At 68.6% G+C, this 26,143-nt stretch carries 28 protein-coding genes; 10 read left to right on the top strand and 18 right to left on the bottom strand.

What is annotated here, in order from left to right; all coding sequences use genetic code 11:
- Positions 1-313: 313 nt before the first annotated feature.
- The 3 genes from cobM (at position 314) to QO011_RS27290 (ending at position 3,404) form a co-directional block, all read left to right on the top strand.
- On the top strand, positions 314-1,075 hold the full coding sequence (gene cobM / locus QO011_RS27300) for a precorrin-4 C(11)-methyltransferase (RefSeq protein WP_307279301.1): 762 nt from the start codon (positions 314-316) through the stop codon (positions 1,073-1,075).
- 90 nt (positions 1,076-1,165) lie between these two features.
- Positions 1,166-2,296, top strand: a complete 1,131-nt coding sequence (locus QO011_RS27295) for an AI-2E family transporter (RefSeq protein ID WP_307279299.1) — start codon at positions 1,166-1,168, stop codon at positions 2,294-2,296.
- Between the two features lie 145 nt (positions 2,297-2,441).
- The gene (locus QO011_RS27290) at positions 2,442-3,404 is read left to right on the top strand and encodes a DMT family transporter (RefSeq protein ID WP_307279297.1); all 963 of its coding nucleotides are present in this window, start codon (positions 2,442-2,444) and stop codon (positions 3,402-3,404) included.
- Here QO011_RS27290 and QO011_RS27285 read toward each other — a convergent pair.
- Positions 3,306-4,202, bottom strand: a complete 897-nt coding sequence (locus QO011_RS27285) for a DMT family transporter (protein ID WP_307279295.1) — start codon at positions 4,200-4,202, stop codon at positions 3,306-3,308. The two genes, QO011_RS27290 and QO011_RS27285, sit on opposite strands and share 99 nt — an antisense overlap.
- 137 nt (positions 4,203-4,339) lie before the next feature.
- Between QO011_RS27285 and QO011_RS27280 the strand changes: the two genes are divergently transcribed.
- The 3 genes from QO011_RS27280 to QO011_RS27270 all read left to right on the top strand — a co-directional run bounded on the left by QO011_RS27280 (position 4,340) and on the right by QO011_RS27270 (position 6,144).
- Entirely contained in the window at positions 4,340-4,624 is a 285-nt protein-coding gene (locus tag QO011_RS27280) for a DUF3303 domain-containing protein (protein WP_307279293.1), read from the top strand.
- Between the two features lie 90 nt (positions 4,625-4,714).
- Positions 4,715-5,668, top strand: a complete 954-nt coding sequence (locus tag QO011_RS27275; protein WP_307279291.1) for an L-carnitine dehydrogenase — start codon at positions 4,715-4,717, stop codon at positions 5,666-5,668.
- Positions 5,669-5,670: 2 nt separating this feature from the next.
- Entirely contained in the window at positions 5,671-6,144 is a 474-nt protein-coding gene (locus tag QO011_RS27270) for a thioesterase family protein (RefSeq protein WP_307279289.1), read from the top strand.
- A 50-nt stretch (positions 6,145-6,194) separates the two neighbouring features.
- Here QO011_RS27270 and QO011_RS27265 read toward each other — a convergent pair whose 3' ends face one another.
- Positions 6,195-7,022, bottom strand: coding sequence for a hypothetical protein (locus QO011_RS27265; RefSeq protein WP_307279287.1), 828 nt, complete (start codon positions 7,020-7,022; stop codon positions 6,195-6,197).
- Between the two features lie 182 nt (positions 7,023-7,204).
- Here QO011_RS27265 and QO011_RS27260 point away from each other — a divergent pair, with 182 nt between their 5' ends.
- Positions 7,205-7,774 carry a TetR/AcrR family transcriptional regulator gene (locus tag QO011_RS27260; RefSeq protein WP_307279285.1) on the top strand — a complete coding sequence of 190 codons (570 nt, stop codon included), beginning with the start codon at positions 7,205-7,207 and terminating at the stop codon, positions 7,772-7,774.
- A 50-nt stretch (positions 7,775-7,824) separates the two neighbouring features.
- On the top strand, positions 7,825-8,745 hold the full coding sequence (locus tag QO011_RS27255; RefSeq protein WP_307279284.1) for an oxidoreductase: 921 nt from the start codon (positions 7,825-7,827) through the stop codon (positions 8,743-8,745).
- Between the two features lie 36 nt (positions 8,746-8,781).
- Here QO011_RS27255 and QO011_RS27250 read toward each other — a convergent pair whose 3' ends face one another.
- The 5 genes from QO011_RS27250 to QO011_RS27230 all read right to left on the bottom strand — a co-directional run bounded on the left by QO011_RS27250 (position 8,782) and on the right by QO011_RS27230 (position 10,839).
- Positions 8,782-9,390, bottom strand: coding sequence for a TetR/AcrR family transcriptional regulator (locus QO011_RS27250; protein WP_307279281.1), 609 nt, complete (start codon positions 9,388-9,390; stop codon positions 8,782-8,784).
- A gap of 8 nt (positions 9,391-9,398) precedes the next feature.
- Positions 9,399-9,899, bottom strand: coding sequence for a DinB family protein (locus QO011_RS27245; protein ID WP_307279278.1), 501 nt, complete (start codon positions 9,897-9,899; stop codon positions 9,399-9,401).
- 215 nt (positions 9,900-10,114) lie between these two features.
- The gene (locus QO011_RS27240; RefSeq protein ID WP_307279276.1) at positions 10,115-10,285 is read right to left on the bottom strand and encodes a hypothetical protein; all 171 of its coding nucleotides are present in this window, start codon (positions 10,283-10,285) and stop codon (positions 10,115-10,117) included.
- Positions 10,286-10,342: 57 nt separating this feature from the next.
- Entirely contained in the window at positions 10,343-10,513 is a 171-nt protein-coding gene (locus tag QO011_RS27235) for a hypothetical protein (RefSeq protein WP_307279275.1), read from the bottom strand.
- 95 nt (positions 10,514-10,608) lie between these two features.
- Positions 10,609-10,839, bottom strand: coding sequence for a hypothetical protein (locus QO011_RS27230; protein WP_307279272.1), 231 nt, complete (start codon positions 10,837-10,839; stop codon positions 10,609-10,611).
- 437 nt (positions 10,840-11,276) lie between these two features.
- On the opposite strand from QO011_RS27230, the gene QO011_RS27225 reads away from it, so the two are divergent.
- On the top strand, positions 11,277-11,903 hold the full coding sequence (locus tag QO011_RS27225) for a glutathione S-transferase family protein (protein WP_307279269.1): 627 nt from the start codon (positions 11,277-11,279) through the stop codon (positions 11,901-11,903).
- A gap of 125 nt (positions 11,904-12,028) precedes the next feature.
- On the opposite strand, the gene QO011_RS27220 is transcribed toward QO011_RS27225, so the two are convergent.
- From QO011_RS27220 to QO011_RS27175, 10 genes are all read right to left on the bottom strand, one after another.
- Positions 12,029-13,648, bottom strand: a complete 1,620-nt coding sequence (locus QO011_RS27220) for a hypothetical protein (RefSeq protein ID WP_307279267.1) — start codon at positions 13,646-13,648, stop codon at positions 12,029-12,031.
- 137 nt (positions 13,649-13,785) lie between these two features.
- Positions 13,786-14,316 carry a hypothetical protein gene (locus QO011_RS27215; protein WP_307279266.1) on the bottom strand — a complete coding sequence of 177 codons (531 nt, stop codon included), beginning with the start codon at positions 14,314-14,316 and terminating at the stop codon, positions 13,786-13,788.
- A 155-nt stretch (positions 14,317-14,471) separates the two neighbouring features.
- Complete coding sequence (locus tag QO011_RS27210) at positions 14,472-14,687, bottom strand: CPCC family cysteine-rich protein (protein ID WP_307279264.1); 216 nt, start codon at positions 14,685-14,687, stop codon at positions 14,472-14,474.
- A 20-nt stretch (positions 14,688-14,707) separates the two neighbouring features.
- Positions 14,708-15,748, bottom strand: coding sequence for a heme-dependent oxidative N-demethylase family protein (locus QO011_RS27205; protein WP_307279262.1), 1,041 nt, complete (start codon positions 15,746-15,748; stop codon positions 14,708-14,710).
- A 58-nt stretch (positions 15,749-15,806) separates the two neighbouring features.
- Positions 15,807-16,772 carry a PDR/VanB family oxidoreductase gene (locus QO011_RS27200; protein WP_307279259.1) on the bottom strand — a complete coding sequence of 322 codons (966 nt, stop codon included), beginning with the start codon at positions 16,770-16,772 and terminating at the stop codon, positions 15,807-15,809.
- Entirely contained in the window at positions 16,769-17,374 is a 606-nt protein-coding gene (locus tag QO011_RS27195) for a dimethylamine monooxygenase subunit DmmA family protein (protein ID WP_307279256.1), read from the bottom strand. Before QO011_RS27195 ends, QO011_RS27200 begins: the two co-directional genes overlap by 4 nt.
- Before the next feature lie 99 nt (positions 17,375-17,473).
- A complete protein-coding gene (locus QO011_RS27190; protein ID WP_370882019.1) occupies positions 17,474-18,604 on the bottom strand; it encodes an aminomethyl transferase family protein in 1,131 nt (376 codons plus the stop codon).
- A gap of 126 nt (positions 18,605-18,730) precedes the next feature.
- A complete protein-coding gene (locus QO011_RS27185; RefSeq protein WP_307279252.1) occupies positions 18,731-21,040 on the bottom strand; it encodes a trimethylamine N-oxide demethylase in 2,310 nt (769 codons plus the stop codon).
- Positions 21,041-21,062: 22 nt separating this feature from the next.
- Complete coding sequence (locus QO011_RS27180; protein ID WP_307279249.1) at positions 21,063-21,605, bottom strand: flavin reductase family protein; 543 nt, start codon at positions 21,603-21,605, stop codon at positions 21,063-21,065.
- A gap of 90 nt (positions 21,606-21,695) precedes the next feature.
- Positions 21,696-23,105, bottom strand: coding sequence for an acyl-CoA dehydrogenase family protein (locus tag QO011_RS27175; protein WP_307279247.1), 1,410 nt, complete (start codon positions 23,103-23,105; stop codon positions 21,696-21,698).
- Between the two features lie 474 nt (positions 23,106-23,579).
- Here QO011_RS27175 and QO011_RS27170 point away from each other — a divergent pair, with 474 nt between their 5' ends.
- Positions 23,580-25,298, top strand: a complete 1,719-nt coding sequence (locus QO011_RS27170; RefSeq protein WP_307279246.1) for a trimethylamine N-oxide permease — start codon at positions 23,580-23,582, stop codon at positions 25,296-25,298.
- Between the two features lie 121 nt (positions 25,299-25,419).
- Here QO011_RS27170 and QO011_RS27165 read toward each other — a convergent pair whose 3' ends face one another.
- Positions 25,420-26,136: an HAD family hydrolase gene (locus QO011_RS27165; RefSeq protein WP_307279244.1), complete on the bottom strand. Its 717-nt coding sequence runs from the start codon at positions 26,134-26,136 to the stop codon at positions 25,420-25,422.
- Positions 26,137-26,143: the final 7 nt, after the last annotated feature.

Below are 26,143 nucleotides of genomic sequence, written 5' to 3'. Positions count from 1 at the left end.
TGCCAGAAGCCGGGGAGGTTCGCGGGGAGCGGTCGTCCCGACCACCCCCTGTGTTCGTGTGGATGGGCGGATCAAGTCCGCCCATGACGGCTGAGGGTGGTGCGTCCGTCGGCGCCCCACCTGTTGTCGCAACGTCGGAAGATGGCGCCGAGGCTCTGGTCCATGTCGCAACGGTCCCGTCATGGCCGGGCTTGACCCGGCCATCCCAAGCGAAATCGATCTCGATTTCGCGGAGACCACCAACGGATGAAGATCGGCCTACGAAGTCTGCCGGCGCGCTTTTAACACTGCGCCACAACGGAACCTCCCCATCATGACCGTGCATTTCATCGGCGCCGGGCCCGGCGCGCCCGACCTCATCACCGTGCGCGGCCGCGACCTCGTGGCGCGCTGTCCGGTCTGCCTCTATGCCGGCTCGCTGGTGCCGCCGGAGATCGTCGCGCTCGCGCCGCCGGATGCGCGCGTGGTCGACACCGCGCCGCTGACGCTCGACGCCATCATGCAGGAGATCGCCGCCGCCCATGCCGCCGGACTCGACGTCGCCCGGCTGCATTCCGGCGACCTGTCGATCTGGAGCGCCCTCGGCGAGCAGACCCGGCGGCTGGAGCGGCTCGGCATCCCCTACACCGTCACCCCCGGCGTGCCGGCCTTCGCCGCGGCGGCGGCCGTGCTCGGGCGCGAGCTGACCCTGCCGGAGGTGGCGCAGTCGGTGGTGCTGACCCGCACCTCCGGCCGGGCCTCGTCCATGCCGCCGACCGAGACGCTCGAGGCCTTCGGCCGCACGCGGGCGACGCTGGCGGTGCACCTGTCCATCCATGCCCTCGCCCGCGTCGTCGCCGAGACGCTGCCGCATTACGGGCCGGACTGTCCGGTCGCGGTGGTGTTCCGCGCCACCTGGCCGGACGAGCGGGTCCTGAGCGGCACGCTCGCCGACATCGAGACCAAGGTCGCGGCCGAGCCGATGGAGCGCACGGCGCTGATCCTGGTCGGCCCGGCCCTGGCGGCGGCGGATTTCCGCGAGAGCGCCCTCTACGATCCGGACTATCGCCGGCGCTACCGCGGCCTGGACGGCTGAGGCGGCGGCGCTTCCCCCGGGGGAACACAGTCGGCGACCGGGCGTTGTTCGCCCGCGGGGTTTCGGACCCCAGCGGGAGGACCGTGTTCGATGAGCGATGCCGCCGACCTGGCTGCCGGTGGGATGGACGAGGCGGCCCTGCGACGAGGCGGCAGCGTCGAGGCCGGGCCCGCGGGGATCGAGGATGCCGCCGGGGCGAGCGGCCGGATCTTTCCCGACAAGACGCTGGTCGTCCTCAGCTGCCTGCTGGCCATCGCCGTCCTGACCATCGCCTATGTCGCCGCCGAGATTATCCTGCCGCTGGTCCTGGCCTTCGTCCTCAAGCTCCTGCTGCAGCCGGGCATGCGCCTGCTGGAGCGCCTGCACATCCCCCGGGCCCTTGCGGCGCTCGTGCTGATCGTGGCGGTGTTCTCGGTGATCGTCGGGCTGGGCGCGGCGGTCGCCGGGCCCGCCTCGGCCTGGGCCGAGAAGCTGCCGGCCGGGCTGCCGCGGCTGGAGGAGCGCCTGCAATTCCTCAGCCGCCCGATCAAGACGCTGCAGGCCTTCCTGCATCAGATCGACGGCGGCGCGGGCGGCTCGGCCGATCTCGGCCTGACGGAGACGCTGTTCCGGGGCACGCAGCATTTTGCCGGCGGCTTCTTCGAGACGATCCTGATCCTGTTCTTCCTCCTGGTGTCCGGCGACACCTTCCTCAGGCGCTTCGTCGAGGTCCTGCCGCGCTTCAGCGACAAGCGCCAGGTCGTCGCCCTGTCGCAGCAGGTGGAGGAGAACATCTCCGCCTACCTCGTCACCATCACGGTGATGAACGCGGCGGTGGGCATCGCCACCGGCATCGCCATGTGGGCCTGCGGTCTCGGCGACCCCGTGCTGTGGGGCGTGCTCGCCTTCCTGCTCAACTTCGTGCCGATCATGGGCCCCGTCTTCGGCATCGTGCTGTTCTTCTTCGCCGGGCTCCTGACCATGGACGGCTTCTGGCCGGCGCTGATGCCGGCCGGTCTCTATCTCGGCATCCACCTCGTCGAGGGCGAGATGATCACGCCGATGCTGCTGGCGCGCCGCTTCACGCTCAACCCGGTGCTGGTGATCATCTCGCTGATCTTCTGGTTCTGGATGTGGGGCGCGCCCGGAGCCATCCTCGCCGTGCCTCTGCTCGCCGTCGCCAAGATCATCTGCGACGGCATCCGGCCGCTCAACGCCATCGGGCACTTCCTGGAGGGATGAGGCGGGGCGGCCATGAGCCTTTGCGATGGCCCGCATTGGCGTCGGCGATAGCGCCGGATTCGGACATGGGCCGTCGCATCCGGAACAGTTTGGCCCGGCGCATCCGACATGGTGCGGGTCGAGCCTTCTTTTCCTCCGGACCCTGATGGCCTCCGCGAACACTGCTTTCTGGGGCGCGGGTCTGGCGCTCACCGCCGGCGCGATGTTCTCCTTCGGTGGCATCACCGTTCGCCTGTCGCCGCATCTCGACGCCTTCCAGTACCTGCTCTGGCGCTCCTTCGGCCTGGTGCCGCTGGTGTTCGCCATCGCCCTGTGGCGGCGCAGCTCGCCGCTGCGCCAGATGCGGGACAGCGGCTGGCACGGGGTTGCCGGCGGCCTGACGCTGACCGGCGCGGCGCTGTGCTTCATCTTCGCCATGAAGACCACCACCGTGGCCAACGCCCTGCTGTTCGCCACCAGCGCCCCGCTGATCGGCGCCCTCCTCGCCCGCCTCCTGTTGAGGGAGCGTGTCGGCACCGTGACCTGGACGGCGATTGGCATCGGCGCCGTCGGCCTCCTGGTGATGACGGGCAGCGAGGTCGGCTCGGGGAATTTCGCCGGCAATCTGGCGGCGGTGGGCTCGGCATTCGCCTACGCCCTCTATTCCGTTGTGGCGCGGCTCGGCCGCGGCCGCGACATGTCGGGCTCCGTGGCCGACTACGCCCTGCTCACGGCGCTGGCCACGGGCCTGATCGTCTGGGTCGACGGCTCGCCGTTCTGGACCCCGCCCTTCGAGAACGCCATGGCCATGCTGCACGGCGCCCTGTTCATCGGCGTCGGCATGATCCTGTTCAACATCGCCGCCCGCAGCGTGCCGGCCAACCGCCTGACGCTGCTGGCCCAGACCGAGATGCTGCTGGGACCGGTCTGGGTGTTCCTGATCTTCGACGAGCGGCCGCGCCCCGCCACCCTGCTCGGCGGCCTGATCGTGCTCGCCGGCGTCATGCTCTCGGCCTGGGGTGGAGCCCGCTCACGCTCGGCGCCGGTCGCCGACGATGTGCCACACCACCGCCGCGAACACGACCGCGCCGCCGATGATCGCCGGCCGGCCCGGGTTCTCGGCGAATAGCAGGAACACCCAGAGCGGGGAGAGCACCACTTCCAGCGTGGTGATCAGGCCTGCCTCGGCGGCCGGGATGCGCCGCGCCCCCGCCAGGAACAGGAAGAAGGCGAGGGCGATCGAGCAGAAGGCGAAGGCGGCCAGCACGATGAGGTCCATCGCCGTGGCCCTGGCCGGATCGGCGAAGGGCGATGCGAAGGCCAGCGAGAACAGGCAGACCAGGAAGTTAACCGGCAGCATGTCGAGCTCGCGCCGCACCTTGACCAGCACCGCCATGACCGCGAAGGACCCGGCCATGACGAGGGCCAGGCCGTCGCCGAGCAGGTGCCCGGCGGCGAACGATCCGGAGACCATGATCGTCACCCCCGCCAGGGCGATGACCGCGGCGATCAGGGTGCGCGCCGACACGGCCTCGCGCAGCATCACCCAGCCGAGCCCCGCCGCGATGAACGGCGTGGTCGAATAGATCACCGAGACATTGGCGACGCTGGTGTGGAAGAAGGCGCCGATGAACGCCACCATGGAGATGGCGCCGGTGAGGACGACCAGGAGGCCGATGCCGCCCATCGCACGGAACGCCGCCAGCGAGCGGCCGCGATGCACGACCAGCGTGCCGATCGCCATGTAGGCCGCGCCGATCCCGGAGCGCAGGAACACCGCGGTCCAGACGTCGATGTCGGGACCGAGCAGCCGCGCGAAGACGCCGCTGAGGCTCCAGGTCACGGCCGAGGCGAGCACGAAGATCACGCCGAGGCGGTGCTCGGCGCGGGCGGTGGCAGTCGCGGACGGGTCGATGGCGGCGGTCATGGGGAACGTCGTGCGGGATCAAGCCTTCGCACGAAGCGGGGTGCGCCGCCAGGCTCAAACCGACACGGCATGTCGCCTGGCGCGCTCTTGCCGGGAGCCGTGTCGTGTCCGACCATGGGGGCCGGGGAGGATCCGTGATGCTGTTCATGGTCGTCGAGCGTTTCAGGAATCGCGATGCCAAGGCGGTCTATCGCCGCTTTCGCGACAAGGGCCGCATGGCGCCGGAGGGGCTGCGCTATGCCGGCAGCTGGATCGAGCCGAACTTCGATCGCTGCTTCCAGCTGATGGAATGCGACGACCTCGCCGAGCTGCAGGCCTGGATCCTCGCCTGGGCCGATCTCACCGATTTCGAGGTGGTGCCGGTGCTGCCTTCGGCGGAGACGGCGGCCGTGGTGAACGCCGCGCTCGACCGCGAGGGCTGATGTCGCCCGCGGCCTCCTTCCTGTCGCTTGCCGCCATGGAGGGCGGCGCGCCAGCGGCTCTATTCGGCCGCGAAACCCGAGGGAGGGGATATGGCCAAGACCATCGCGATCATCGGAACCGGCGTGATCGGCGCCGGCTGGGCGGCCCGGGGCCTCGCCCATGGCCATGACGTCGTCGCCTGGGATCCGGCGCCCGGCGCCGAGGACAGGCTGCGCGCGGCGATCGACAATGCCTGGGGCGCGCTGGAGCGCCAGGGCCTCGCCGAGGGCGCCCGCCGCGACCGGCTGGTGATGCTGGGCTCGGTCGAGGCGGCGGTGGCCGCCGCCGACTTCATCCAGGAGAATGCGCCCGAGCGCGAGGAGCTGAAGCAGGATCTCCTCGCCCGCATCGACGCCGCGGCCAAGCCCGAGGCCCTGATCGCCTCCTCCACCTCCGGCCTGCTGCCGAGCCGCCTGCAGGCGCGGATGCAGCGGCCCGAGCGCTTCGTCGTCGGCCACCCCTTCAACCCGGTCTATCTCCTGCCGCTGGTCGAGGTGCTGGGCGGCGAGAAGACGGCTGCGGCCAGCGTCGCCGCGGCGATGGACTTCTACCGCTCGATCGGCATGCGCCCGCTGCATGTGCGCACCGAGATCGAAGGCTTCGTCGCCGACCGCCTGATGGAGGCGCTCTGGCGCGAGGCGCTGTGGCTGGTCAACGACGGCGTCGCCACCACCGAGGAGATCGACGCGGCCGTGGTCTATGGCTGCGGGCTGCGCTGGTCGCTGATGGGCACCTTCCTCACCTTCCACCTCGCCGGCGGCGAGGGCGGCATGCGCCACATGCTGCACCAGTTCGGGCCAGCCCTGAAGCTGCCCTGGACCAAGCTCACGGCGCCGGAGCTGACCGAGGACCTGATCGGCCGGGTCGCCGACGGCTGCGAGCACCAGGCCGCCGGGCGCTCGATCAAGGCGCTGGAGCGCCGCCGCGACGATTTCCTGATCGAGCTGCTCGCCCTGGTGCAGAAGTACTGGCCCGAGGCCGAGGGCCTGCAGGGGCGGATCTGAGCATGTCCATGCATCTCCTGCGCGAGACCGTCCGGCCCGAGTGGATCGACTATAACGGCCATCTCTACGATGGCTATTACGCCGTGATCTTCGCCAAGGCGGTGGACGAGTTCCTGGAGCATGTCGGGCTGGATGCCGACACCCGCGCCTCGACCCGGCGCACGATCTACACGCTGGAGACGCATGTCCGCTTCCTGCGCGAGGTCAAGCTCGGCGCGCCGCTGGCGGTCACGGCGCAGCTCCTGGAGGTCGACGCCAAGCGGGCGCGGCTGTTCCTGGAAATGCACGACACCGCCCGCGACATCCTCGCCGCTACCTCCGAGCAGCTCCTGATGTCGATCGACCAGTCGGGCGAGCAGCCCCGCTCCGCGCCCTGGCTGGAGACGAGCGCCGCGATCCTGGAGGATCTCGCCAGGCAGCACGCCGGCCTGCCGGTGCCGGAGGCGGCGGGGCGGGGGATCGCGATCAGACGGTAGGGGGAGGGTGCCGTTCCGATCGCGACCGCTCTACTCCAGACCCCGTCCGCTCACAGGTCGATGTCGCGCACCGGCAGGCGTGAGCGTGTCGGCTCGATCCGGAGATCGGGATATGGCGAGCTCTGCATCGCGGCAACCAGCGAGCGGCCCTGTCTCCGCGTGTGATCGTCGTCGTGAGCCGGCTGGGGGCGCCGCCGCGACCGCAGCGCTTCGAGCCACCAGTCGGTCTGCCAATCCTCGTAGCCGAGCAGGGAGCCTTCGTAGCGTTCCAGCGCGTCGTTCCATCCGGCCTTGAGCCCGACTTCGACCAGGAGCAGGTACGCGTCGATCCGCCATTCCTCGCCCGGCAAGGCGAAGTAGACTTCGCGAAAGCCGTCCACGATGCCGCCGTCGTGCCATCGCGCCGGCTCGTCGAACGGTCGGGTCACGATGCGGCGGACGAACCGCCCCTCCTGCACGAACGGATCGAATCGACCGATGACGTCGTCGAACCATTCATCCGGGTAGACATTCGAGAATTTTGCGAAAGGCTTGCGGCCTTCGAGCATGAGCGGCAGCTCGAAGCCTCCATGGTTCAGATAGGGCGCCTCGCGGGTAAAGTGCCAGGGCAGAAGCATGACCTCGTACGCGCCGTCGCCGATCGAGGCGCCGAAGCGTTGCTCGATGGCGTCCAGATGCGCCCGTTCGAGCGGGTAGACCCACTCCAGATCGGGATCCCGCCCGTCGGCGAGATCGCCCAAGGCGGCGCGCAAGACGGCGACATCGTCGACGCGGAAGCGCGCCTCCAGGGCGGGGCTGCCCATGGCCGGATCGATGCCCTGCAGGACGAACCAGCCGCACGTGGCGGCGCGATCGCCGCCCTGGTCACTCCGGTCCATGCGCCCTCCGCCTAGCCGCCACGCCAGCGACGATATCGGAGCGGGCGGAGGCGAGGAAGATGTGCGCATCGGGCTCTCCGCGCCGGCTCCTCGGCTCGTCGCATGCTTCGCAGAGGCCCCTCTTGATTCGGGATACAGGCTCCTCTACATGATTGAGTAACTACTCACTCATTCTTGAAGCCATGGCCCGCCCCCTCAGCGAAGAAAAGCGTGATGCGATCCTGACGGCCGCCGCCGATTTGGTGGCGACGCTCGGCATCGGCGCGTCCACGGCGAAGATCGCCAAGGCAGCCGGCGTCGCTGAAGGGACGCTCTTCACCTATTTCCCGACCAAGGACGATCTCTTGAACCAGCTCTTCCTCGAAATCGAGAGCGGTCTCGCCGAGGTCATGACCGCCTCGCATCCCACGACGAGCGACCCGCGTGAATGTGTCCGGCACATCTGGGAGCGGTTGATCGACTGGGGCGTGGCGAACCCGACATGGCGCAAGACGCTGCGCCAGCTCAAGGTCTCGGGGCGCATCAGGCCCGACAGCCTGCGGCGCTTCGACATCCAGTTTCGCGAGACTCGCGCAAGGGTCGAGCGCAGCCTCGCCGGGCGCAGCGACCCGGCGCGCATGCCGTTCTACATCGACACGATGCTGCTCGGATTGGCGGAGATCGCCATGGACGCCATCGCGGTGAATCCCGGGGAGCGGGAGCGCATCACGCAGGCCGGCTTCGACCTGTTCTGGAAGGGCACCGCAGCCTGATCGTGCTCGATCGAAAAATGAGTGCGGACTCACTCAATGAGGGGAAGCGAATGACGACGCGCAATGGATTCACCGAGGCCGACGTTCCCGACCAGTCGGGCAAGTGCTTCATCGTCACGGGCGCCAATACCGGCATCGGCTTCGAGGCGTCCCGCGTGCTCGCGGCGCGGGGCGCCCGGGTGCTGCTCGCCTGCCGCGACCGGGCGAAGGCCGAGGCCGCGATGGCGCGGATCAGACAGGGGAGCCCCGGGGCGAATCTGGCCTTCCTGCCGCTCGACCAGGCCGACCTTGCGAGCGTCCGGGCTGCGGCCGAACAGGCGGCCGGGGAGCCGCGGATCGATGCCCTCGTCAACAATGCCGGCGTGATGACCCCGCCCCTGACGCGCACGAAGCAGGGCTTCGAGCTCCAGTTCGGCGTCAATCACCTCGGTTGCTTCGCGCTCAGCGCCCTGCTCCTGCCGAAGCTTGCCGAGACCAGGGGCGCCAGGGTCGTCGTAACCTCGAGCATCGCCCATCGCCGCGCTGAGATCGACTGGGACGATCTCGATGCCGACAAGGGCTACGACCGCTTCCCGCGCTATGCCGCCAGCAAGCTCGCCAATGCCCTGTTCTTCTTCGAGCTGGACCGGCGCCTGCGCGCCTCGGGCTCGCCGGTCACGGCCGTGGGCTGCCACCCCGGCGTTGCCGCGACCGACCTGGGGCGCCATATGGGCGCGCTGCAGATGTTGCTGCCCGTGGCCAGGCTGTTCTTCAACAGCGCCGCGATGGGCGCCTGGCCCGCCCTGCAGGCGGCGGCCGGGACGGTGACGCCGGGCGGCTATTACGGGCCGATCGGCTTCCGAGGGATCAGGGGCGCCTCCGGCGAAGCCTCCCGCACCGCACGAGCCCGCAATCCGCAGTTCGCGGAACGGCTCTGGGACGTCTCGGTCGCCAAGACCGGCATCGATCCCGGCCTGCCGCCGGTGCGATGAAGCGGGCTCCGATATCGGCGATGGCCGGCCTCAGGATCACCCGGCCTCGGGACGCAATCCGACTGCACGGAAGACATGCGCCTCGAGCGCCCGCAACAGGCTGCCGCGATCCCCTGTGGGCTCCCCGGCGGCGGCCTGGTTGACCACGCCGTGCAGGGCGTTGAACAGGAACACCGCCGTGAAGCCGGACTCCTCGATCGTCCAGGCCCCGCCATGGGCCCCGGCGGCGATGAGGTCGTCGAGATGGTCGACCAGGACGTTGCGCGCCATGCCCTCCCGGCTCGGCGGGGGCACGGCGACGAAGACGAGGTGATGCAGGCTCGCCGCGTCGAGATAGCCGATGGCGCAGGCCCGCGCCCAGGCCGCGAGCCTGCCGCGCCAGTCGTCCCGCGGCTGTCCGGCGACCGCTGCGGTCACGGCGTCGAGCAGGCCCTGCACGAAGCGCTCGCGCAGGGCTTCGAGGACGTCGCCCTTGGTGGCGAAGTGGAGATAGAAGGTCCCCTTGGCGACCTCGGCGCCGGTGGTGATCTCCTCGACCGTGGTCCCCTCGAAGCCCCGGGCCAGGAACAGCCGTTCGGCCGCGTTCATCAGCTCGTCGCGGCGCTCGGCCGGGGGCTTGGTCCGCGGTCGGAGGGCGATCGGCATGGCAGCCTCTAGGCGCGGCGCGCGGGGTCGGACCGGTGCAGGTAGCCCGCGAACACGTCCCGCGATGCCCTCTCCCCGATCTCAGGCAGGAGACGCCCGACCTCGCCGCGATGGTAGCCGGCATGGGTGACCACGTGCGCCACCATCTCCTCGCGGGACATGCGGCCCCGCGCCCCGTCGGTGAAGCTGAAGTCGATCACCTCGTCGAGTTCGTCCGGACGCAGCCGCGCGACATGGTCGACATACCAGCGGTCCGTCTCCCGGATGTCCGCGGCCAGGCGATCGAGGGGCGGCGTCTCGGCGGACCAGCTCTTGTCGTAGGCGTGTCCGGTGCGCTGGAGATGGGCGAGGAAGATGCGGTCGACGATATGGGCGTGATGAAGGACCCGAAGGGCCGCGCCATACTCGGCGGCCGGCGCTCCGTCGAGGCCTGCCAGCGCGTCGAGCAGGTCCCCGTTGGCGCTGGCCTTGTAGCGGACGAGACTGTTCAGCAGAGCCTGCGCGCCCATGTCGATCTCCCGATGCGGATTCCGCGGCACGCGAAAAGGGTTCGCCCGCTCCGCTTCTCATACATTGATGACTGTCGGTCAGTCAAATGGAGGGATCGTCATTCGCATTCCCGTGGGAGCGTGCGGGGTTCGGCGGCGCCGAGCGTGCTGCGCCCTGCGGCTCGAAGGGGCGGGCCGGTCCGGCCGCCCGCTCCGACGATGAGCCGTGGGGATGATCAGTCGACCGGGCCCTTCCAGGCCAGGCCATGCGACGTCGAGGTGGCGGTGATGCCCAGCGTCACGTCGCCGAACTGCATGAACGTCACCATCGGTGTCTCCGCGCCGGAGGTCGCCTCGATCTCCTCGGCCGTCAGGGGGCAGATGTCCTCGTCGTCGGGTGTCGTCATCGTCGTCTCCATGTCGGGGGGCGTGCATGGCGCCGCGGGGGCGCCGTCAGCTAGCGTTCAGTCGGCCGGTCCGATCCAGACCAGGCCGTGGACGTCGGACTGGGCCCAGATGCTCAGGGTCTGGTTGCCGAACTGGATCTGCGTGACCATGGTCGGCTTATCAGCGCCCGCGACCTCGTCGATCTCCTCCGGCCCGAGCGGGCGGATTTCGTTCGCGTCCTCGTTCATTGCTGTCGTCTCCAGGTTTCGGTCTCATCGGCGAGGCGCCGTGCGGGGCCATCGGATCGGCGCGCGCCATCGCGCCCGACCGATCGTCCGGCCGCTCACGGAAGATTGTCGTCTGTCTGGTTCTCGTTGACCTCGCCCTGCGAGATCGATCCCTTGGGGCCGAAGGACGGCTCGAACGGCCGCAGGCCGGTCATCTGATTCACGCCGCCGGGAAACTCGTTCTTGTAGACCTGTTGACCCCCGCTCACGCCGTCGAGAGCAGTCTCGGTCAATGCATGCTCGTCTTTGACCTCTGCAGGATCTTTCTGCTTCCGCGACTTCTGCATAACCAGTCTCCCATGGTTTGATGTTCACGGCCGTATCGAGGGGCACCTTCCGAAGACAGGGACGCCGTACCATGCATGGTTGATGGAATAGAATGCGCACAACCACCGCAATGGTTGTGCCAATCGCAAGTATACACTACATCATGCCTCTGAAGGGCTCCTGTTTCCGAAGAAACAGATGATCGTCAAAGGTGATGATTACTGAAAGGATTCGCGTCGATGGCCTCAGCGACTTGCCTGTGTGCTGTGGTGATTCGATTGAGATACATGCGATCGCGGACAATCGCTGCGACGACCGCGGAGCCCGCCTCGGCTCTCCCCGCACCGTCCCGACGCGGAACGGGCATCGCCTTGATGACAGGGGCGATTGCGGTATTGGGATGGCATCGTCCGGCCCGCCGCGCCGTCGTGGCCCCGACGCTGCATGGGAGCTCGCCATGATCCTGATCGGCCAATATGATTCGCCCTTCGTGCGCCGCGTCGCCATCGCGCTGCGCCTCTATGGCCTCGCCTTCGAGCATCGGCCCTGGTCGACCTTCGGCGACGCCGCGCAGATCGCGCCCTACAATCCGCTGCGGCGGGTGCCGACCCTGGTGCTCGACGACGGCGAGGTGCTGATCGAGAGCGCCGTCATCCTCGACCATCTCGACGAGCTGGCGGGCGAGGGGCATGCCCTGATCGCTGCCGCCGGCCCGGAGCGCCGGCGGGCGCTGAAGCTCTGCGCCCTGGCCACCGGCCTCGGCGACAAGGCGGTGGCGCTGGTTTACGAGCGGGTGCTGCATGCCGACAGTTCGCAGGTCTGGATCGACCGCTGCCGGGCGCAGATCGGCGACGTGCTCGGCGCGCTGGAGGCCGACCGGGCCGCCCACGCCACGCCGTTCTGGTTCGGCGCGGCGATCGGCCATGCCGATATCGCCGTCGCCTGCGCGCTGCGCTTCACCGCCGAGGCCCATCCCAGCCTGTTCGAGGCCGCGCGCTGGCCGGCCCTGGCCGCGCATGCCGAGCGCTGCGAGGCGCTGGAGCCGTTCCGGGAAATCGTGCAGCCGTTCATGCCGCCGGCGTGAGGTGGGCGAAAGGCGGGTGACTGAGGCGGTGTGTCGACAGGCTGCCAGCCGCCACGAGCCCAGATTTCAGCCGCCGGGCCCTTCGAAAGAGCTTCGACAGGGGGCGGCGGGCGCGATCCGATCGTTCACGGACTCCGTTGCTGACGTTCGAGGACGTCGAGCAGCGGGCTGCCGTCCGCCTGGTCGCCGGTATCGAGGGTCAACAGGCCGAAAGGTGAGCCGGCATTGAACTGGATCGTCGCCGCCAGTCTCGGGTTGGCGTTGACATAGTCCCGGATGCGCGCCGCGGTTTTTGGCGCGACGGCTTTCAGATAGTTCGGATCGACCATGTAGGCGCGGATGGCTTCGGCCATCAGCTCACGCGGAACATCATCGCCAATGTAGCCCTGATGCTGCGGTCCGGTCAGCGAGCGGGTGCGCTCTTGTCCAGTGTTGAGGGTGTTGTAGACCTGCGCCAGCTCGCGCGACAATCCTTCGGTCGGAATTTCGCCGGCGGCCTGGTCGATGACGTGACCGATTTCGTGGGCGGCAACCCGAGGCAATTGTGCCGCCGTCAATTGGTTCCAGACGGCCGCACTCAACGGTTGTCGACTGTACCGATTGACCTTGACACTGCCGACGTTACGTCCGAGGGCGGATTTCGGTACCAACGCAACAGCTCTGCCCGTTGTTGCCTCTGCAATGGCGTCCAGTGCTTCTTCCGGTAGAGCGGCGTCGCCTCCGCCAACTTCTTTGCGACCCACGACGAAACGGGCTCCGAGGGGGCGTCCGTCGATGTCGTGGAGGAGTCTTCCGGTTTCATCGGCCTGTGCTCCGCCGCGGTAATCTTCCTTGAAGGGACGTACGTCCTTGACCGGTGGATTGTACAGTCTCGCGTTCCGGCTCGCCAGCTCCGCCTCCACGTTTGCCGCGGCTTCCCGAGCCGCCAATCGCGGCATGCCGGCTACCGGGGCGCCGCCGGCGACGAGCCCCGCAAGATCCGTCGTCCGCTTTCGCCCCTCCTCCGACCAAGGATCGATCCGGCCGGCATAGACGTCGCCAGGCAGCTTCAGCGCCTCAAAAGCGTCCCGTAGGAAGCGCCCCGTCGGCGTCTGCGCGAACTTGTCCCAGTAGGACGGCGGCTGCTCGGCCGGCGCCGCTCCGGCATAGTCGACAAGCCTTGCGCGATCGAGAAAGGCCTGGTTCGGGTCTTCCGGGAACGGGACCGGAGACGTAGGTCCCGGCATGAACCTGCGTAGCTTTGTCGTTTCCGACGGTATCGCGTTCGCCTGAGCGGGCGGAGTGGGGAGACTGCTCTCGAAGGTGCCGGATTCTTGCCGCTCAGGCTGGACCTCCCGCGCGCTCTGCTGGGGTGCGGCGTCGGCGCGTGGTTCGACGGGCTGCCGTATCGCTGGATTGTCCGGCTCGGACGCACGCGGTGCTTCGTTCAAGCCGGAAAGCACGGCCGGATCGAGCTTGGCCGCGTGGAGGACCATATCCAGCGCAAGAGGGGCGACGGGACCATAGCCGGCTTCAAGAGTCGCCTTGACGTTATCGACTGCCCTCTGCCGCTGTTCCGGTCGTGCGTCCGCGATCAACCTGACGAATGCCGTCGTCTCGTCGCGGGAGATCGGCGATTGCCGAAGCGGCGGAACACCGAGCCGGGCCTGCGCCGCCATCCGGGCCAGTGCGAGCGGCAGCAGGGTTGCGGGCTTGGCTGGGTCGACGGTTCGTGCTGCGGCTTGGACGGCCGGAAAAGTGGCCACCGCTCCCGCCGGGTCATCGAAGTCGCCACAGTCTAAAATTGCCAACGCCCTCGGCTGCTGTCAACGCGGGGGCAAGACGCTCCAGCGCGGAAGTGGTCAAAGCCGAGACCGTTGGTTCGGCTTCCGTTGAAATCTCCTCAGGGCCTCGCCGCGGGCACGCAGTCGTAGTCGAACACGGAGAGCAGGTTGCTCCGCCCCGCCAGCCATCGCGGGCAGTGCTCCTCGACGAAGCAGACGAATGGATTGCCGCCGCGGGCCATGGTCCTCTCCACGCACCGGTCGCGGCTGATGTCGTTGCGACAGCGCATGGCCGCGAGCTCGACATCCTCCCAGGCGGCATAGTTGGTGATCGTCACCCGGCCGTTCGCCCTGTCGACGGCGATTTCGCCGCGCGCGCCTTTCGAGCGCTGGCTCTCGTCTCTTCCCTCGAGGACAGCGGCATCGGGATTGATGACACGATAGCTTCGGTCCGGTTTGCCTCGCACGATGATGCGGGTCACGGCGCCCGGCTGGACGACCACGGCGAAGGTCGTCGGCATCCCGGCCGTGCTCGTGCAGATCAGCGACCTCTGCGTCGCGTCGGCAGCACCCCGCGCCGCCGACGCCGTGCCCGTCGCCAGCGCCACCAGCGCCGCGAGCAACGGGAGGGACCGAACTGCGGCCGTCATCGTTTCACCCACACGGAGCCCTCCCGGAAGTGCCTCGGGCGCGCCCGGGGCCTCCTCGGGAGGCTACATGTCACGCAAGGGCAGCTCAACCGGAGGGGCGTTTGGTCCGCGACGCTGGCCGCCAGGCGTCATCACCGGGGCGGCAGGAGCCGTCGTCAGGATGAACCATCGCGCGATCGCGCCGCCAGCCAAGCCTGCCTGGCCTGGTTCAGGCTCGGCGCGTTCGCTCCTCCCGCATAATCCGGATCGGCGCGCTGCACCGGGTCGTCTTCCCAGCCGCAGGCCGGGCAGATCTCGTAGGCGCCCTCCTCGCTGAGCGATGCCGACGCGCAGCACGGGCAGCGAAGCGGAGGCGCGCCAGCCTCATCCATGCCGCGCCTCTCCCCGTCCTTCAATCCGGCCAGATGCCCGGCGAGGTCTCCGCCCCGTCGTCGAACTTGGAGAGGTAGTCGAGCGCGATCGGCCGCCAGCGGGTCAGGCCCTTGTAGTCGATCAGCTCGGGCGGCAGGTCGCGCAGCACGCGGTGCATGCGCCGCCCCCATTTCGGGATCGTCACCAGCTCTTCCAGCTTGATGAGGTAGCAGCGGATCGGGAAGACGATCGCGTTGGAGCGCGGCAGGCGGAAGAAGCTCTGCAGCTCCACCCGCAGATGCACCTTGTCGCCGACATTCTCCGGCGTCACCGACATGCGGTCGGTGCCCCACTTGTCGTAGTTCTCCGGGCTGGTGTCGAGCCGCGGATTGATGGTCATCGTCCAGTTGAAGCGGCGCACCGGCGAGCCCTGGCGCAGGTTCAGCATGAATTTCAGCGCCCGTTCGAACACGCCGATCTGGTGCGCCAGCGGCACCGGGCCGTGCCATTCCATGAAGTTCATGCCGATGTCGAAGTCGAGCGACCAGTCGGCCTGGGTGGTGACGATGCCGGCATCCATCCACAGATTGCCGTCGCGCTGGTCGAGCAGGCAGAAATCGCCCTGGGACTGGCGGGTGATGTACTCCATCGGGCCGTAGGGCAGGGTCGAGACGTCGCCGAAGGTGAAGCTGTCGTCGATGCCGAGCGGCCGGTTGATCCAGCGCCAGCGGTCGCCGTCGCGATGCAGCTCGAAATGCTCGGGATAGCCGAGCGCCTGCTGCTCCATCAGGAGCTCCAGGAGGTCCCAGCCCGCCAGCGTCATGTGCGGCAGCGACTGGCAGCGCAGCGGGTCCTCCTTCAGCACCAGCGCCCGGTCCTGCATCTCCGAGACATAGTGCTCGTCGACGTCGATCAGGTTCTCGTAGACCGATCCCTTCGGCCCCAGCACATGAGGCTCGATGTTCACGGCATACATGTAGTTGTCCTTGTCGAACGGGAACGGAAACCGCCGGATCCCCGCCGGGCTGTTGCGGAAGGTGAAGTCGTCGCGGAAGCTTTCCTGGCGAAATTCGATGCCCATCTCGGTCCTCTCGATCGCATGGGGCCGCGGCCTGCCGGCCGCGATGGCCGCAGCGGGGTTACAGGTCCAGCACCAGGCTCCGGCCTTCGAAGCGCGAGACGCAGGGCATCACCTTGGCGCCCGACGCCTTCTCCTCGGCCGAGAGATAATGGTCGTTGTGGAGCAGCGTGCCGTCGCAGGCGAGCACGCGGGTCTCGCACTGGCCGCAGGCGCCGCCGCGGCACATGTAGGGCGCGTCGACCCCGGCAGCCTCGATCGCCTCGAGCATGCTCTGGTGCGGGCCGACCTCGGCGGTCCGGCCCGACTGGGCCAGCGTCACCGCATAGGGCCTGCCGGAAGCCGGCGCCAGGAACTGCTCGGAATGGATCGCCTGCTCCGGCCAGCCGAGCCCGCGCGCCGTCGACAGCACCCAGTCGATCATGCCGCCGGGGCCGCAGACATAGAGATGGGTGCCGAGAGGCTGGGTCGAAAGCAGGCGGTTCAGCCCGATCGCCTCGCCCTGGTCGTCGCGATAGACGTGGACGCGCTGGCCGTAGGTCGACGCGAGCTGCTGGAGATAGGCGCCGTGCACGTCGGAGCGCACGGCATAGTGCAGCTCGAAGGCGCGGCCCTCCTGCGTCAGCTGCGCCATCATCGCCAGGAACGGCGTGATGCCGATGCCGCCGGCGAAAAGCAGGTGCTTGCGGCCGCGCTGGTCGAGCGGGAACAGGTTGACGGGGTGGCTGATCCGAAGCTGCGTCCCCTCGCGCACGGCGTTGTGCAGGAACAGCGAGCCACCGCGCCCGGCATCGTCGCGCCGCACGCTGATCGTGTAGCTCGCGGTCTCCTGCGGGGAGCTCATCAGCGAATAGGGGTTGCGGCGCAGCACCGCCCCATCCGGCATCTCCACCACCACATGCGCCCCGCCCGAGAAGGTCGGCAGCACGGCGGCGCCCAGCGGCTCGAAGCGGAAGCGCTTGATCAGCGGCGTGACCTCGACGATCTCGCTGACGCGCACGTCGATCTTCGGCGTCTTGTCGGTCACGGGAAGAGCTCCTCGGTCGGCGGGATCACCCCCGGCTCCTCCGCGTCGATGCGCACGCCCTGGAAGGCGGCGATGCGGCGCGAATAATGGTCGCGCACCAGGAGCGTCAGGCCGCAATGCGCGCAGACCACCGGCTGGGTGCGGACATCCTCGGTGATGCCCTTGCAGTGCACGCACTGCACCCGCCGCGCCTCCGAGCCGCGATGCTCGGTCTGCATCGAGGTGTGGTCGATGCCGGCCTCCAGCGCCACCTTCATCGCCTGGCCGATCAGGCCCTCCGTGCCGGCGAGGTAGACCTGCGTGCCCATGCGGGCGGTGGCCAGGGTCTGGGCGAGGCGCGGCAGCGCCGCGGCGATCGAGGGGCCCTGGTAGAACTGGTCCGGCTTCAGCGCCGCGAGCTTGTCGCCATAGGCCTTCGGCGCCGCGCCGCCGGGGATATAGACGATATGCGCCTTGCCGAAGAAGCCGGCCGGCGCGCCGGCGGCCATGTCGAGGATGGCCTGGGCGCCCTCGCCGTCGGCGACGAACAGGTGCAGCGGCCCGGCCGGGCGGGCCTTGAGCGTGCCGTAGACCGGCCGGCTCTTGATGCCTTGAACGAGCATGGAAGTTTCATAGTCTCCTGAATGGCGGCCTGCCGCCCTGTCCCGGGCGATCAGGCAAATGGCGGGCCAGGGCCCGCCAGTCGTCGATGGATCGGCGCCTCAGCCGACGGCGGTGCGCTTCTTCTTCTCCGGGTCGTCGAAAGTGATCGGGTGGGCGATGGCCGGGCAGGTCACGCCCTTGCCGCGCACCTCCAGCTTGGTGCCCATCTTCGCCGCGTCCACCTCCATGCGGGCGATCGCCATGGAGCGCTTGGTGGCGCGCGAGACCATGCCGCAGGTGACGGTGCCCACCCGCTTGCCATCGGCCCAGAGCGCGTCGCCGGCGTCCAGCACCTGGTCGGTGTCGGCGAGCACGCCGAAGATCCTGAAGCGCTCCTTGCCCTTGAGGCGGTAATGCTCCTCCGCGCCGCGGAAGCCGGTCTTGCCCGGCGAGACCGTGAAGTCGAGGCCGAGCTCCCACAGCGTGTCGCCCGGTCCCTCCGTCTCGAAGGGATACATCTGCGAATTGTCGTAGGGGTAGAACAGGAGATAGCTCTCCACCCTGAGCCAGTCGAGCGCGGTGAAGGAGGCGGGCACGATGCCCATCGCCTTGCCTTCCTCCAGGATCCTGTCCCAGATGCCGACCGCGTCCTCGGCCTTGCAGAAGATCTCGTAGCCGCGCTCGCCGGTATAGCCGGTGCGCGAGATCATCACCGGCTTGCCGAACAGCGTCGTCTGCATGTGGTGGAAATATTTGAGGTCCCGGATGCCGGGCACGTGCTTTTCCAGATAGCTCACGGCGAGCGGGCCCTGCAGCGACAGGTCCTGCAGGTCGTCGTCGAACAGCACCGCGACGTTCTTGCCGATGCTCTCCCGGCCCATGTCCTCCAGGCCCGTGCCCGAGCCGTAGACCGTCATCCAGGAATTGGGGCCGGTGCGGTAGAGGATGCAGTCGTCGGTGAACTTGCCGGCCTCGTTGAGCACGCAGGCATAGACCGACTTGCCGGGATAGATCTTGCGCACGTCGCGGGTGGTCAGGCGCTGCAGCACCTGGTGCGAATGCGGGCCGACGAGATGCGCCTTGCGCAGGCCCGAGACGTCCATCAGCGCCGCCTTGGTGCGGATCGCCTCGTGCTCGTCCGGCAGGCTGCTCGCCGTATAGGTCCAGGCGGTCTCCATGCCGTTCCAGTCTTCGAGGCTGGAACCCAGGGCCCTGTGCCGCTCGGCCAGCGGCGACCGCCGCCATGACATCACGCTCATCCGTCTTCCCCTCGTGCCTCGGACCCCGTTCGGGGCCTCGTTCGTCCATGCCTGCGCCACGCCCGCAGCGGCCGTGGCCGATGAAATGCCGGCCCGGTCAGGCCGCCGCGCCGCGGCTCACGCCCGCACCCGGCTCTTGTCCGGGTCGTAATGCGAGAGCCGCACCACCGTCGCCTTCAGCCGCTTCTGGTGCCCGTCGAGCTTGCCGATCTCGATCTGCGTGCCGACCGCCGACGAGCCGACGTCGACGCGCGCCAGGGCGATGGTCTGATCGAGGATCGGCGAGCGCATGCCCGAGGTCACCACGCCCACCCGCGCCCGGCCGGCGAAGACGGGATCGCCGTGATGGGCGCTCTCGCGGCCCTCGATCACGAGGCCGACCAGCTTCCTCTGCGGCTCGGCCTTGCGCTTCAAGAGCGCCTCGCGGCCGACGAAGTCGCCCTTCTTCGAGACGATCGGCACGGCAAAGCCGATGCCGGCTTCGAACGGGTCGGTCTCGTCGGAGAATTCGTAATTGGCGAAGATCAGGCCGGCCTCGATCCTGAGCATGTCGAGGGCTTCGAGCCCCATCGGCGCGACGCCGAGCGGCTTGCCCGCCTCGAACACCTGATCCCACAGGGCGACGCCGTCGCGCGGATGGCACCAGACCTCGTAGCCGAGCTCGCCGGTATAGCCGGTGCGCGACACCACCACCGGCGGGCCCTTGGCATGGCCGAGCCGGCCGATGGTCAGGCGGAACCAGCCGAGCTCCTGGACGCTCGGCTGCGTCGGCGGCGTGACGATGATCCGCGACAGGAGCTCGCGGCTCTTCGGCCCCTGCACCGAGATGTTGTGCAGCTGGTCGGTGGAGGAGCGCACCCAGGCGTTGAGGCCCCTGGCCTTGGCGAGCTCGCGCAGGTGCACGCCGACATAGGGGTCGCCGCAGACCAGCCGGAACTGCTGGGGACCGAGGCGGAACACCGTGCCGTCGTCGAGCATGCCGCCATGGGGATAGCACAGCGCGGTATACACCACCTGGCCGACGGCGAGCTTGGTGATGTCGCGCGTCACCGCGTGGTCGAGCAGCGCCTCGGCATCGGGGCCCAGCACCTCGAACTTGCGCAGGGCGCTGAGGTCGATCACCGCCACCTTCTCGCGGCAGGCCCAGTATTCGGCCACCGCGCCGTCGGCGAGGAAGGAGTTGGCCAGCCAGTAGCCGCGATAGTCGACCAGGCGCCGCGACAAGGGCGCGATGCGGGCGTGGAACGCCGTCTCCTTGGTGAAGACGGGAGGTGAATCGGGGGTCATGCGCGTCGCGATCGCCTTGGGAAACGCGTGCTCCGCGCCATAGACGCGGACCTGGATGTCGGTCGGGTTCCAGCCATTGGCAGGGTCGATGTCGTCGGCGCAGGAGGAGGAGGCGCAGACGAGGTCGGTCAGCGCCCGCATCAGCACATAGTCGCCGGGCCGCGACCACGGCTCGTCGGTGCCGATGGTGCCGTCATGGTTGACCACCGTGTTGAAGAAGAAGTTGATCGCCGGCCAGCCCGGCCGCGTGGCGAGCCCGAGCGGCCCCAGCACCTTGTTGAAGTTCTCCGAGCAGGAATCGTGCCCGGGATAGCCCATGTCGTCATAGTATTTCGTCGTGCAGGCGAGCGCGAACGTGTCGTGGCGCCCGCAGGTGTCCTGCACCACCTCCAGCATCGGCCGCATCTGCTGGTCGAAGAACTTCGAGAACAGCCCCGGCCCGGGATAGGCCCGGCCCATCAGCGTGCGGGTGGCGGTGGAATCGAGGCCGCATTCGACGCCCTGCTCCATGAGCGCCGCGTCGAAGGCCAGGAAGTCCGAGCATTGGCGCCCGTCAATGTCCAGGATCTGGATATATTGCCCGGCCTTGACCCGGTAGGTCTGCGCCGTCGCGGCCGCGATGCGGATGTCGAGCAGCGGCTCGGCCAGCGGCGGCGCCGGCTCGCCGCCGGAGCGCGCGGCGCTGTCCGCGCGGGCGATCTCGATGCGATAGTCCGTGGCCGGCGCCACCGCCTCGGCGGTGGAGGGCGCGGCCGGCACCACCAGCAGGCAGGTCATGGCGTCGGGCGCCACCAGCGACAGCGCCTCGCCCGGCGCCGATTGCGGCCCGGAGAGCGCCACGCCCGAGGCCTTGGCGAGATCGTGGCCGGCGAGGCGATGGCGCACCGCCGCGGCGTTCTCGTTGGCGGCCAGCAGGTCCGGCAGCGCGCCGGCCGGGCCGGCGGGAAGGCCGAGCAGCGCCGTCCCGTCGCGCCCCTCGGCGGCGAAGGCGTAGAACAGCGCGTCCTGGCCGCCTTCGACGTCGATCGCCCGCAGGCGGTCGCCCTTGGCCAGGGCGAAGACCTCGGCCGCGCCGCCGCGCACGCGCACGACGTCGTCGGGGGAGGGGGCCTTCAGGCCGGCGGCGGGCGGCGGGGTCATCGCGGTCTCCCCAGATTGAGCGTCAGGCGATCTCGTCGCCGAGGGCACGGTAGCGCCCGCGGTAGAACAGCAGAGGGTCGCCCTCGACATTGTGCTCCATGCCGACCACCCGGCCCACGATGATCAGGTGGTCGCCGCCCTCGTATTGGGCATAGTGCACGCAGTCGAAGGCCGCCATGGTGTCGGGCAGGATCGGCGCACCGAGGCGGCCGGGCGTGTAGGGCACGCCGGCCCATTTGTCCTCGCCCTGCCGGGCGAAGCGGCCCGAGAGGATCTTCTGGTCCTGGCGCAGCACGTTCACCACGAAGCCTGGCGCCTCCAGGAAGGCGGCGAGGCTGCGGGCGGTGTTGGCCACCGAGAACAGCACCAGCGGCGGGTCGAGCGACACCGAGTTGAAGGAATTGGCGGTGATGCCGATCAGGCCGTTGGTCGGATGGGCGGCGGTGACGATGGTCACGCCCGTGGCGAACAGCCCGAGCGCGCCGCGAAACAGCGTGGGATCGACGGTCTCGTGCGTCGGGACGGAACCTTGGGTCATGGCGCTTGCCGAGGCGAGATGGGTCATGGCCAACCCTCCGATTGCTGGAAAGCCCGGGGCGGTGCTCGCCGCCCCGGCGCCATTACGCACTGTTGGACCATCCGTCGGACGGACGGGTCAAGCGATCCGTCGGGCCGGCGCCGCGGTTTCGGCCAGCAGGCGCTCGGCCAGGGCCCGCTTGGCGTCGGCGTCCATCTTCTTGATCTCGTTGTTGATGACGCGCTCGTTGATCGAGGTGTTCCAGTAGTCGAGCGATTCGAAGCCGAGCAGCGAGGCCTTGCCGACGAACTGGCGCAGCACCTCGTTGGTCGGGCCCATCACCCAGCCGGCCTTGCCGTCGCGCAGATAGCGCTCGATCTGCAGCTCCGGCTTGTAGCCGGTGCCGCCGCAGGCGTGCAGCATCTTGTCCGAGACATGGGCGACGTTCTTGGCGGCGGCGAACTTGAGCTGCCAGAGCCAGTGCAGCAGCGCCGAGCGCGGCAGCACGGTGACGTCGTCCTTGTGCAGCGACCAGTCGCAGCCTTTGGTGGCGTCGTCGAGGGCCTTGGCGATCATGAAGTCCATCGAGCGCACCACGTTGGTGTCGATGATCGCCTCGCCGACATAGTCCTGGATGGTGGGATAGTCGGCGACGCGCATGCCGACGTCCTTGTGGGTCTTCTTGGTGGTGTGCGCCTTGGCGATGTCGATCATGCCGAGCGCGATGCCGCTCCAGCAGGCCGAGGAGCAGAGCAGGAAGAAGGGGTCGACCACCTCGTCGTTGGAGCGGGCGCCGTCGCCCACCGGGCCGACCAGGCGCTCGCGCGGCACCACCCGGTCGATCTCCAACGGCCCCGACTGGTTGCCGCGCAGGCCGAGGCCGTTCCAGTTGGCCGGGTCGTAGCTGGCTTCATCGCCGAGGATCAGGAAGCAGGAGAGGTCGGCATAGTTGCCGTTGAAGTTCGGGCTCGTCGTCTGCACGATGTACCAGTCGGCAAAGCCCCCCGACGTGGTCCAGGACGCCTTCTTCTTGACGTGCCAGCCGTCCTTGGTCTCCTCCGCGCCCGAGGAGATCGGGTACCAGAAATGCGAGCCCGTCTCCGGGTCGGAATAGGACAGGGTGCCGATCAGGCAGTCCTTGTCGATCCGGCGCAGGATGTCCTTCAGGGCCTCGTTGTCGTGGTGGCGCAGCAGCGCTGCCGCCACGGCGCCGGTGTGCATGGTGTAGCACATGGCCGTGGAGGCGCAGCCATAGCGGGCGATGGTCTCCACCACCATGGCGGCGGCGGTGTGGTTCTCGCCCATGCCGCCGAGCTCCTTCGGCACGATCAGGCCGAGGAAGCCGTGCTTGGCCAGCACCTGGAAGTTCTTGCGGGGATAGACGCGGTTCTTGTCGCTCTCGATGGCGTTGACGCGCAGGTCGCTCTGGCACAGCTCGATCAGCTTGGCCTGCAGCGCCTTCTGGCGCTCGGTCAGGACCCATTGCGGATCCCACTCGTAGCCGAGGCCCGAGAACGATTCGCCGCCCCATAGTTTCGTTGCCGACATCGGCCAGTTCCCTTCGATGGAGGTGGTGTTTCTTCCTGGCGGAGCTTTGTCCGTGCGTGGATCGGAGTTTCCAGTGAAGAAACAAGTTTGTCCAGCAGGAAATTTCCGGAGGTGCCGGGCTCGCCGGATCGGCGGTGCTCGGCGCGCTTCGCAATCAGGGCGAGTGCAACGCTTTGCTGCCTAAACTTTGGGCGGGCTCCGATCAAATTTGTGGCGGTGTTTATCGAACAAAGCAATTGACGGGCTGGACAGCTATGGCACTCTTCACTCACAGGAAAAAGCTGGGACGGTGGGTGAATCGATCTTCGCTGCGGCGCACGCCGCGGCCAGGACCGGTCGCGGCGATGCAAGGCGGATGCCTTGTTCGCCCGGCAGGCTGCCGTCGACCAAGAAAGAGAGCGCGACCGGGCGGGGGCCGGGACCGGGTGCAGCGCCGAGAAGCCACCAGTCAAGAACGATAAAATGGGGATATCGATGACGGTCACCACCATCACCGCCGAGCCGGCGGACCGCCAGCTTCTGCGCCATATCGACTGGCGCGGCGCCTTCTGGGTCGCCAGCGGCGTGCCCGCCCTGGTCCTGTTCTCGATCGGCGGCATCGCCAGCACGACCGGGACGCTCGCCTTCCTGATCTGGACCGTGTCCATGATCATGGGCTTCATCCAGTCCTTCACCTATGCCGAGATCGCCGGCCTGTTCCCGAACAAGTCGGGCGGCGCCTCCGTCTACGGCGCCACCGCCTGGCTGCGCTATTCCAAGTTCATCGCGCCGCTGTCGGTCTGGTGCAACTGGTTCGCCTGGTCGCCGGTGCTGTCGCTCGGCTGCTCCATCGCCGCCGCCTACATGCTGAACGCGGTGGCGCCGATCCCGAGCTTCACCGAGACCTCGCCGGAGGTCGTGGCCTATATCGCCGCCCATGCCGGCACCAGCGCGGCCGACGCGATCGCGGCGGTCACCGCCGCGGCGACCCCGGCCCTGCGCAGCTGGACGCTGTTCAGCCATTCGCTCGGCCCGGTCGGCTTCTCCTTCAACGCCGTCTTCTTCATCGGCGCCGTGCTGATGCTGATCACCTTCGCCATCCAGCATCGCGGCATCCTCGGCACCGCCAACGTCCAGAAATATATCGGCCTGCTCGTCATCATCCCGATGCTGATCGTCGGCGTGGTGCCGATCCTCACCGGGCAGATCCACTGGGCCAACTATTCGCCGCTGGTGCCGCTCGCCGCCGCCGGCGCTCCGGCGCCGGGCAGCTGGAACATCGCCGGCTGGACGCTGGTGCTCGGCGGCATGTTCATCGCCGCCTGGTCGACCTACGGCTTCGAGACCGCGGTCTGCTACACCTCCGAGTTCAAGGATCCCGGCACCGACACCTTCAAGGCGATCTTCTATTCCGGCCTGCTCTGCCTGCTGCTGTACATCCTCGTGCCCTTCACCTTCCAGGGCGTGCTCGGCCTCACCGGCATGCTCGAGCCCTCGATCGGCGACGGCTCCGGCGTCGCCGACGCCATGGGCAAGATGGTCGGCGGCTCCGGCTTCATCACCAACATCATGGTGATGCTGATGATCCTGGCCCTGATCCTGTCGATCATGACGGCCATGGCCGGCTCCTCGCGCACGCTCTACCAGGGCTCGGTCGACGGCTGGCTGCCGAAATATCTCAGCCACGTCAATTCGCACGGGGCGCCGACCCGGGCGATGTGGACCGACCTCGTCTGCAACCTCATCGTCCTGGCCATCGCCAGCACGGATGCGACCAGCTTCTTCTTCATCCTGGCCGTGTCGAACTGCGGCTACATCATCTTCAACTTCCTCAACCTCAATGCCGGCTGGATCCACCGCATCGACAACGGCCATATCGCGCGGCCGTGGAAGGCGCCGACCTGGATCCTCGGCATCGGCGCGATCTTCGCCTATGTCAACGCGGTCTTCATGGGCGCCGGCGCCAAGACCTGGAACCCGATCGCCCTGTGGGCCGGGCTGATCTTCGCGGCCCTGATCATCCCGGTGTTCTGCTTCCGGCACTATGTCCAGGACGGCGGCAAGTTCCCCGAGCACATGCTCGACGACCTCGGCATGAAGCCGTCCGACCTGCAGGTGCGGAAGGCGGGCATCCTGCCCTACCTGACGCTGGTGGCAGGCCTGGCGGTGGTGCTGATCGCCAACTGGTTCTTCGTGCTGCCTCCCGCACCGTGATCCGAGGCAGCTCCTCGTGGCCCCAGGCCGCGAGGAGCTGCTTCGATTCCCAGGTGTCAGCAGGTTCGGGAGAATCTGCGCAGGGGTCCGGCCGGCGACGGCCGGGCCTTTTCGCGGCAGCTCACGCCGGCGTCGCGGTCCGACGGACGCGGCGGGGCACCACCACCTCCTCCAGGTCGGTCGCGAGGATCCGGTCGATCAGCTCGGCGACGCCGGCCCCGCGCGCGCCTGACGTCACGATATCGACCTCCGCCTTGAGCGCGGGAATGGCGTTGGCGACCGCCACGCCGAAGCCGCAGGTCTTGACGAAGGCGTGGTCGTTCTCGGCGTCGCCCACGCCGACCACCGCCGCGGCCGCCAGGTGCAGCCGCTCCAGCGCCGCGGCGAGGCCCGTCGCCTTGTTCACCGTCGCGGGCAGCACCATGACGGCGCCCTTGTTGAAGATGATCTGCAGCTCCAGCCCGAGCTCGCGGATCGCCTCCAGCACCACCGTCTCGAACGGCTCCCAGGTGGCGATGATGCTGCGCCCGACCGAGAGCCCCGGGGCCTTGGCCGCCTTCAGCCGCTCGACCAGCTCGGCCGAGGGCGGCTCGGCGAGGGGGACTTCCTCCTTGCTTCTCGGATCGTAGAGCAGCGCGCCGTTCTCGGCGACCACCAGCTCGAACAGGTCGAGCCGGGGGCAGACCTGCTGCAGCTCGGCAAGCTCGCGTCCCGTCACCAGGATGAGGTGCCGCCCCGAGGCCCGGAATCGCTCGAGCGCGGCGACGGTCTCCGGCTCGAGCACGCCGTCATCGGCGATGGTGCCGTCATAGTCGGTGGCAAGGGCGCGGACAGGCATGGCTTGA

The sequence above is a fragment of the Labrys wisconsinensis genome, assembly GCF_030814995.1.
In the GTDB taxonomy this organism is placed as follows: domain Bacteria; phylum Pseudomonadota; class Alphaproteobacteria; order Rhizobiales; family Labraceae; genus Labrys; species Labrys wisconsinensis.
The sequence above is the reverse complement of the archived record's forward strand: the minus strand, read 5'-3'. Positions and strand labels throughout refer to the sequence as shown.

Coding starts and splice junctions, on each gene's coding strand:
- cobM (WP_307279301.1), top strand. CDS start 314: ATGACCGTGCATTTCATCGGCGCCGGGCCCGGCGCGCCCGACCTCATC.
- QO011_RS27295 (WP_307279299.1), top strand. CDS start 1,166: ATGAGCGATGCCGCCGACCTGGCTGCCGGTGGGATGGACGAGGCGGCC.
- QO011_RS27290 (WP_307279297.1), top strand. CDS start 2,442: ATGGCCTCCGCGAACACTGCTTTCTGGGGCGCGGGTCTGGCGCTCACC.
- QO011_RS27285 (WP_307279295.1), bottom strand. CDS start 4,202: ATGACCGCCGCCATCGACCCGTCCGCGACTGCCACCGCCCGCGCCGAG.
- QO011_RS27280 (WP_307279293.1), top strand. CDS start 4,340: ATGCTGTTCATGGTCGTCGAGCGTTTCAGGAATCGCGATGCCAAGGCG.
- QO011_RS27275 (WP_307279291.1), top strand. CDS start 4,715: ATGGCCAAGACCATCGCGATCATCGGAACCGGCGTGATCGGCGCCGGC.
- QO011_RS27270 (WP_307279289.1), top strand. CDS start 5,671: ATGTCCATGCATCTCCTGCGCGAGACCGTCCGGCCCGAGTGGATCGAC.
- QO011_RS27265 (WP_307279287.1), bottom strand. CDS start 7,022: ATGGACCGGAGTGACCAGGGCGGCGATCGCGCCGCCACGTGCGGCTGG.
- QO011_RS27260 (WP_307279285.1), top strand. CDS start 7,205: ATGGCCCGCCCCCTCAGCGAAGAAAAGCGTGATGCGATCCTGACGGCC.
- QO011_RS27255 (WP_307279284.1), top strand. CDS start 7,825: ATGACGACGCGCAATGGATTCACCGAGGCCGACGTTCCCGACCAGTCG.
- QO011_RS27250 (WP_307279281.1), bottom strand. CDS start 9,390: ATGCCGATCGCCCTCCGACCGCGGACCAAGCCCCCGGCCGAGCGCCGC.
- QO011_RS27245 (WP_307279278.1), bottom strand. CDS start 9,899: ATGGGCGCGCAGGCTCTGCTGAACAGTCTCGTCCGCTACAAGGCCAGC.
- QO011_RS27240 (WP_307279276.1), bottom strand. CDS start 10,285: ATGACGACACCCGACGACGAGGACATCTGCCCCCTGACGGCCGAGGAG.
- QO011_RS27235 (WP_307279275.1), bottom strand. CDS start 10,513: ATGAACGAGGACGCGAACGAAATCCGCCCGCTCGGGCCGGAGGAGATC.
- QO011_RS27230 (WP_307279272.1), bottom strand. CDS start 10,839: ATGCAGAAGTCGCGGAAGCAGAAAGATCCTGCAGAGGTCAAAGACGAG.
- QO011_RS27225 (WP_307279269.1), top strand. CDS start 11,277: ATGATCCTGATCGGCCAATATGATTCGCCCTTCGTGCGCCGCGTCGCC.
- QO011_RS27215 (WP_307279266.1), bottom strand. CDS start 14,316: ATGACGGCCGCAGTTCGGTCCCTCCCGTTGCTCGCGGCGCTGGTGGCG.
- QO011_RS27210 (WP_307279264.1), bottom strand. CDS start 14,687: ATGGATGAGGCTGGCGCGCCTCCGCTTCGCTGCCCGTGCTGCGCGTCG.
- QO011_RS27205 (WP_307279262.1), bottom strand. CDS start 15,748: ATGGGCATCGAATTTCGCCAGGAAAGCTTCCGCGACGACTTCACCTTC.
- QO011_RS27195 (WP_307279256.1), bottom strand. CDS start 17,374: ATGCTCGTTCAAGGCATCAAGAGCCGGCCGGTCTACGGCACGCTCAAG.
- QO011_RS27190 (WP_370882019.1), bottom strand. CDS start 18,604: ATGTCATGGCGGCGGTCGCCGCTGGCCGAGCGGCACAGGGCCCTGGGT.
- QO011_RS27185 (WP_307279252.1), bottom strand. CDS start 21,040: ATGACCCCGCCGCCCGCCGCCGGCCTGAAGGCCCCCTCCCCCGACGAC.
- QO011_RS27180 (WP_307279249.1), bottom strand. CDS start 21,605: ATGACCCATCTCGCCTCGGCAAGCGCCATGACCCAAGGTTCCGTCCCG.
- QO011_RS27175 (WP_307279247.1), bottom strand. CDS start 23,105: ATGTCGGCAACGAAACTATGGGGCGGCGAATCGTTCTCGGGCCTCGGC.
- QO011_RS27170 (WP_307279246.1), top strand. CDS start 23,580: ATGACGGTCACCACCATCACCGCCGAGCCGGCGGACCGCCAGCTTCTG.
- QO011_RS27165 (WP_307279244.1), bottom strand. CDS start 26,136: ATGCCTGTCCGCGCCCTTGCCACCGACTATGACGGCACCATCGCCGAT.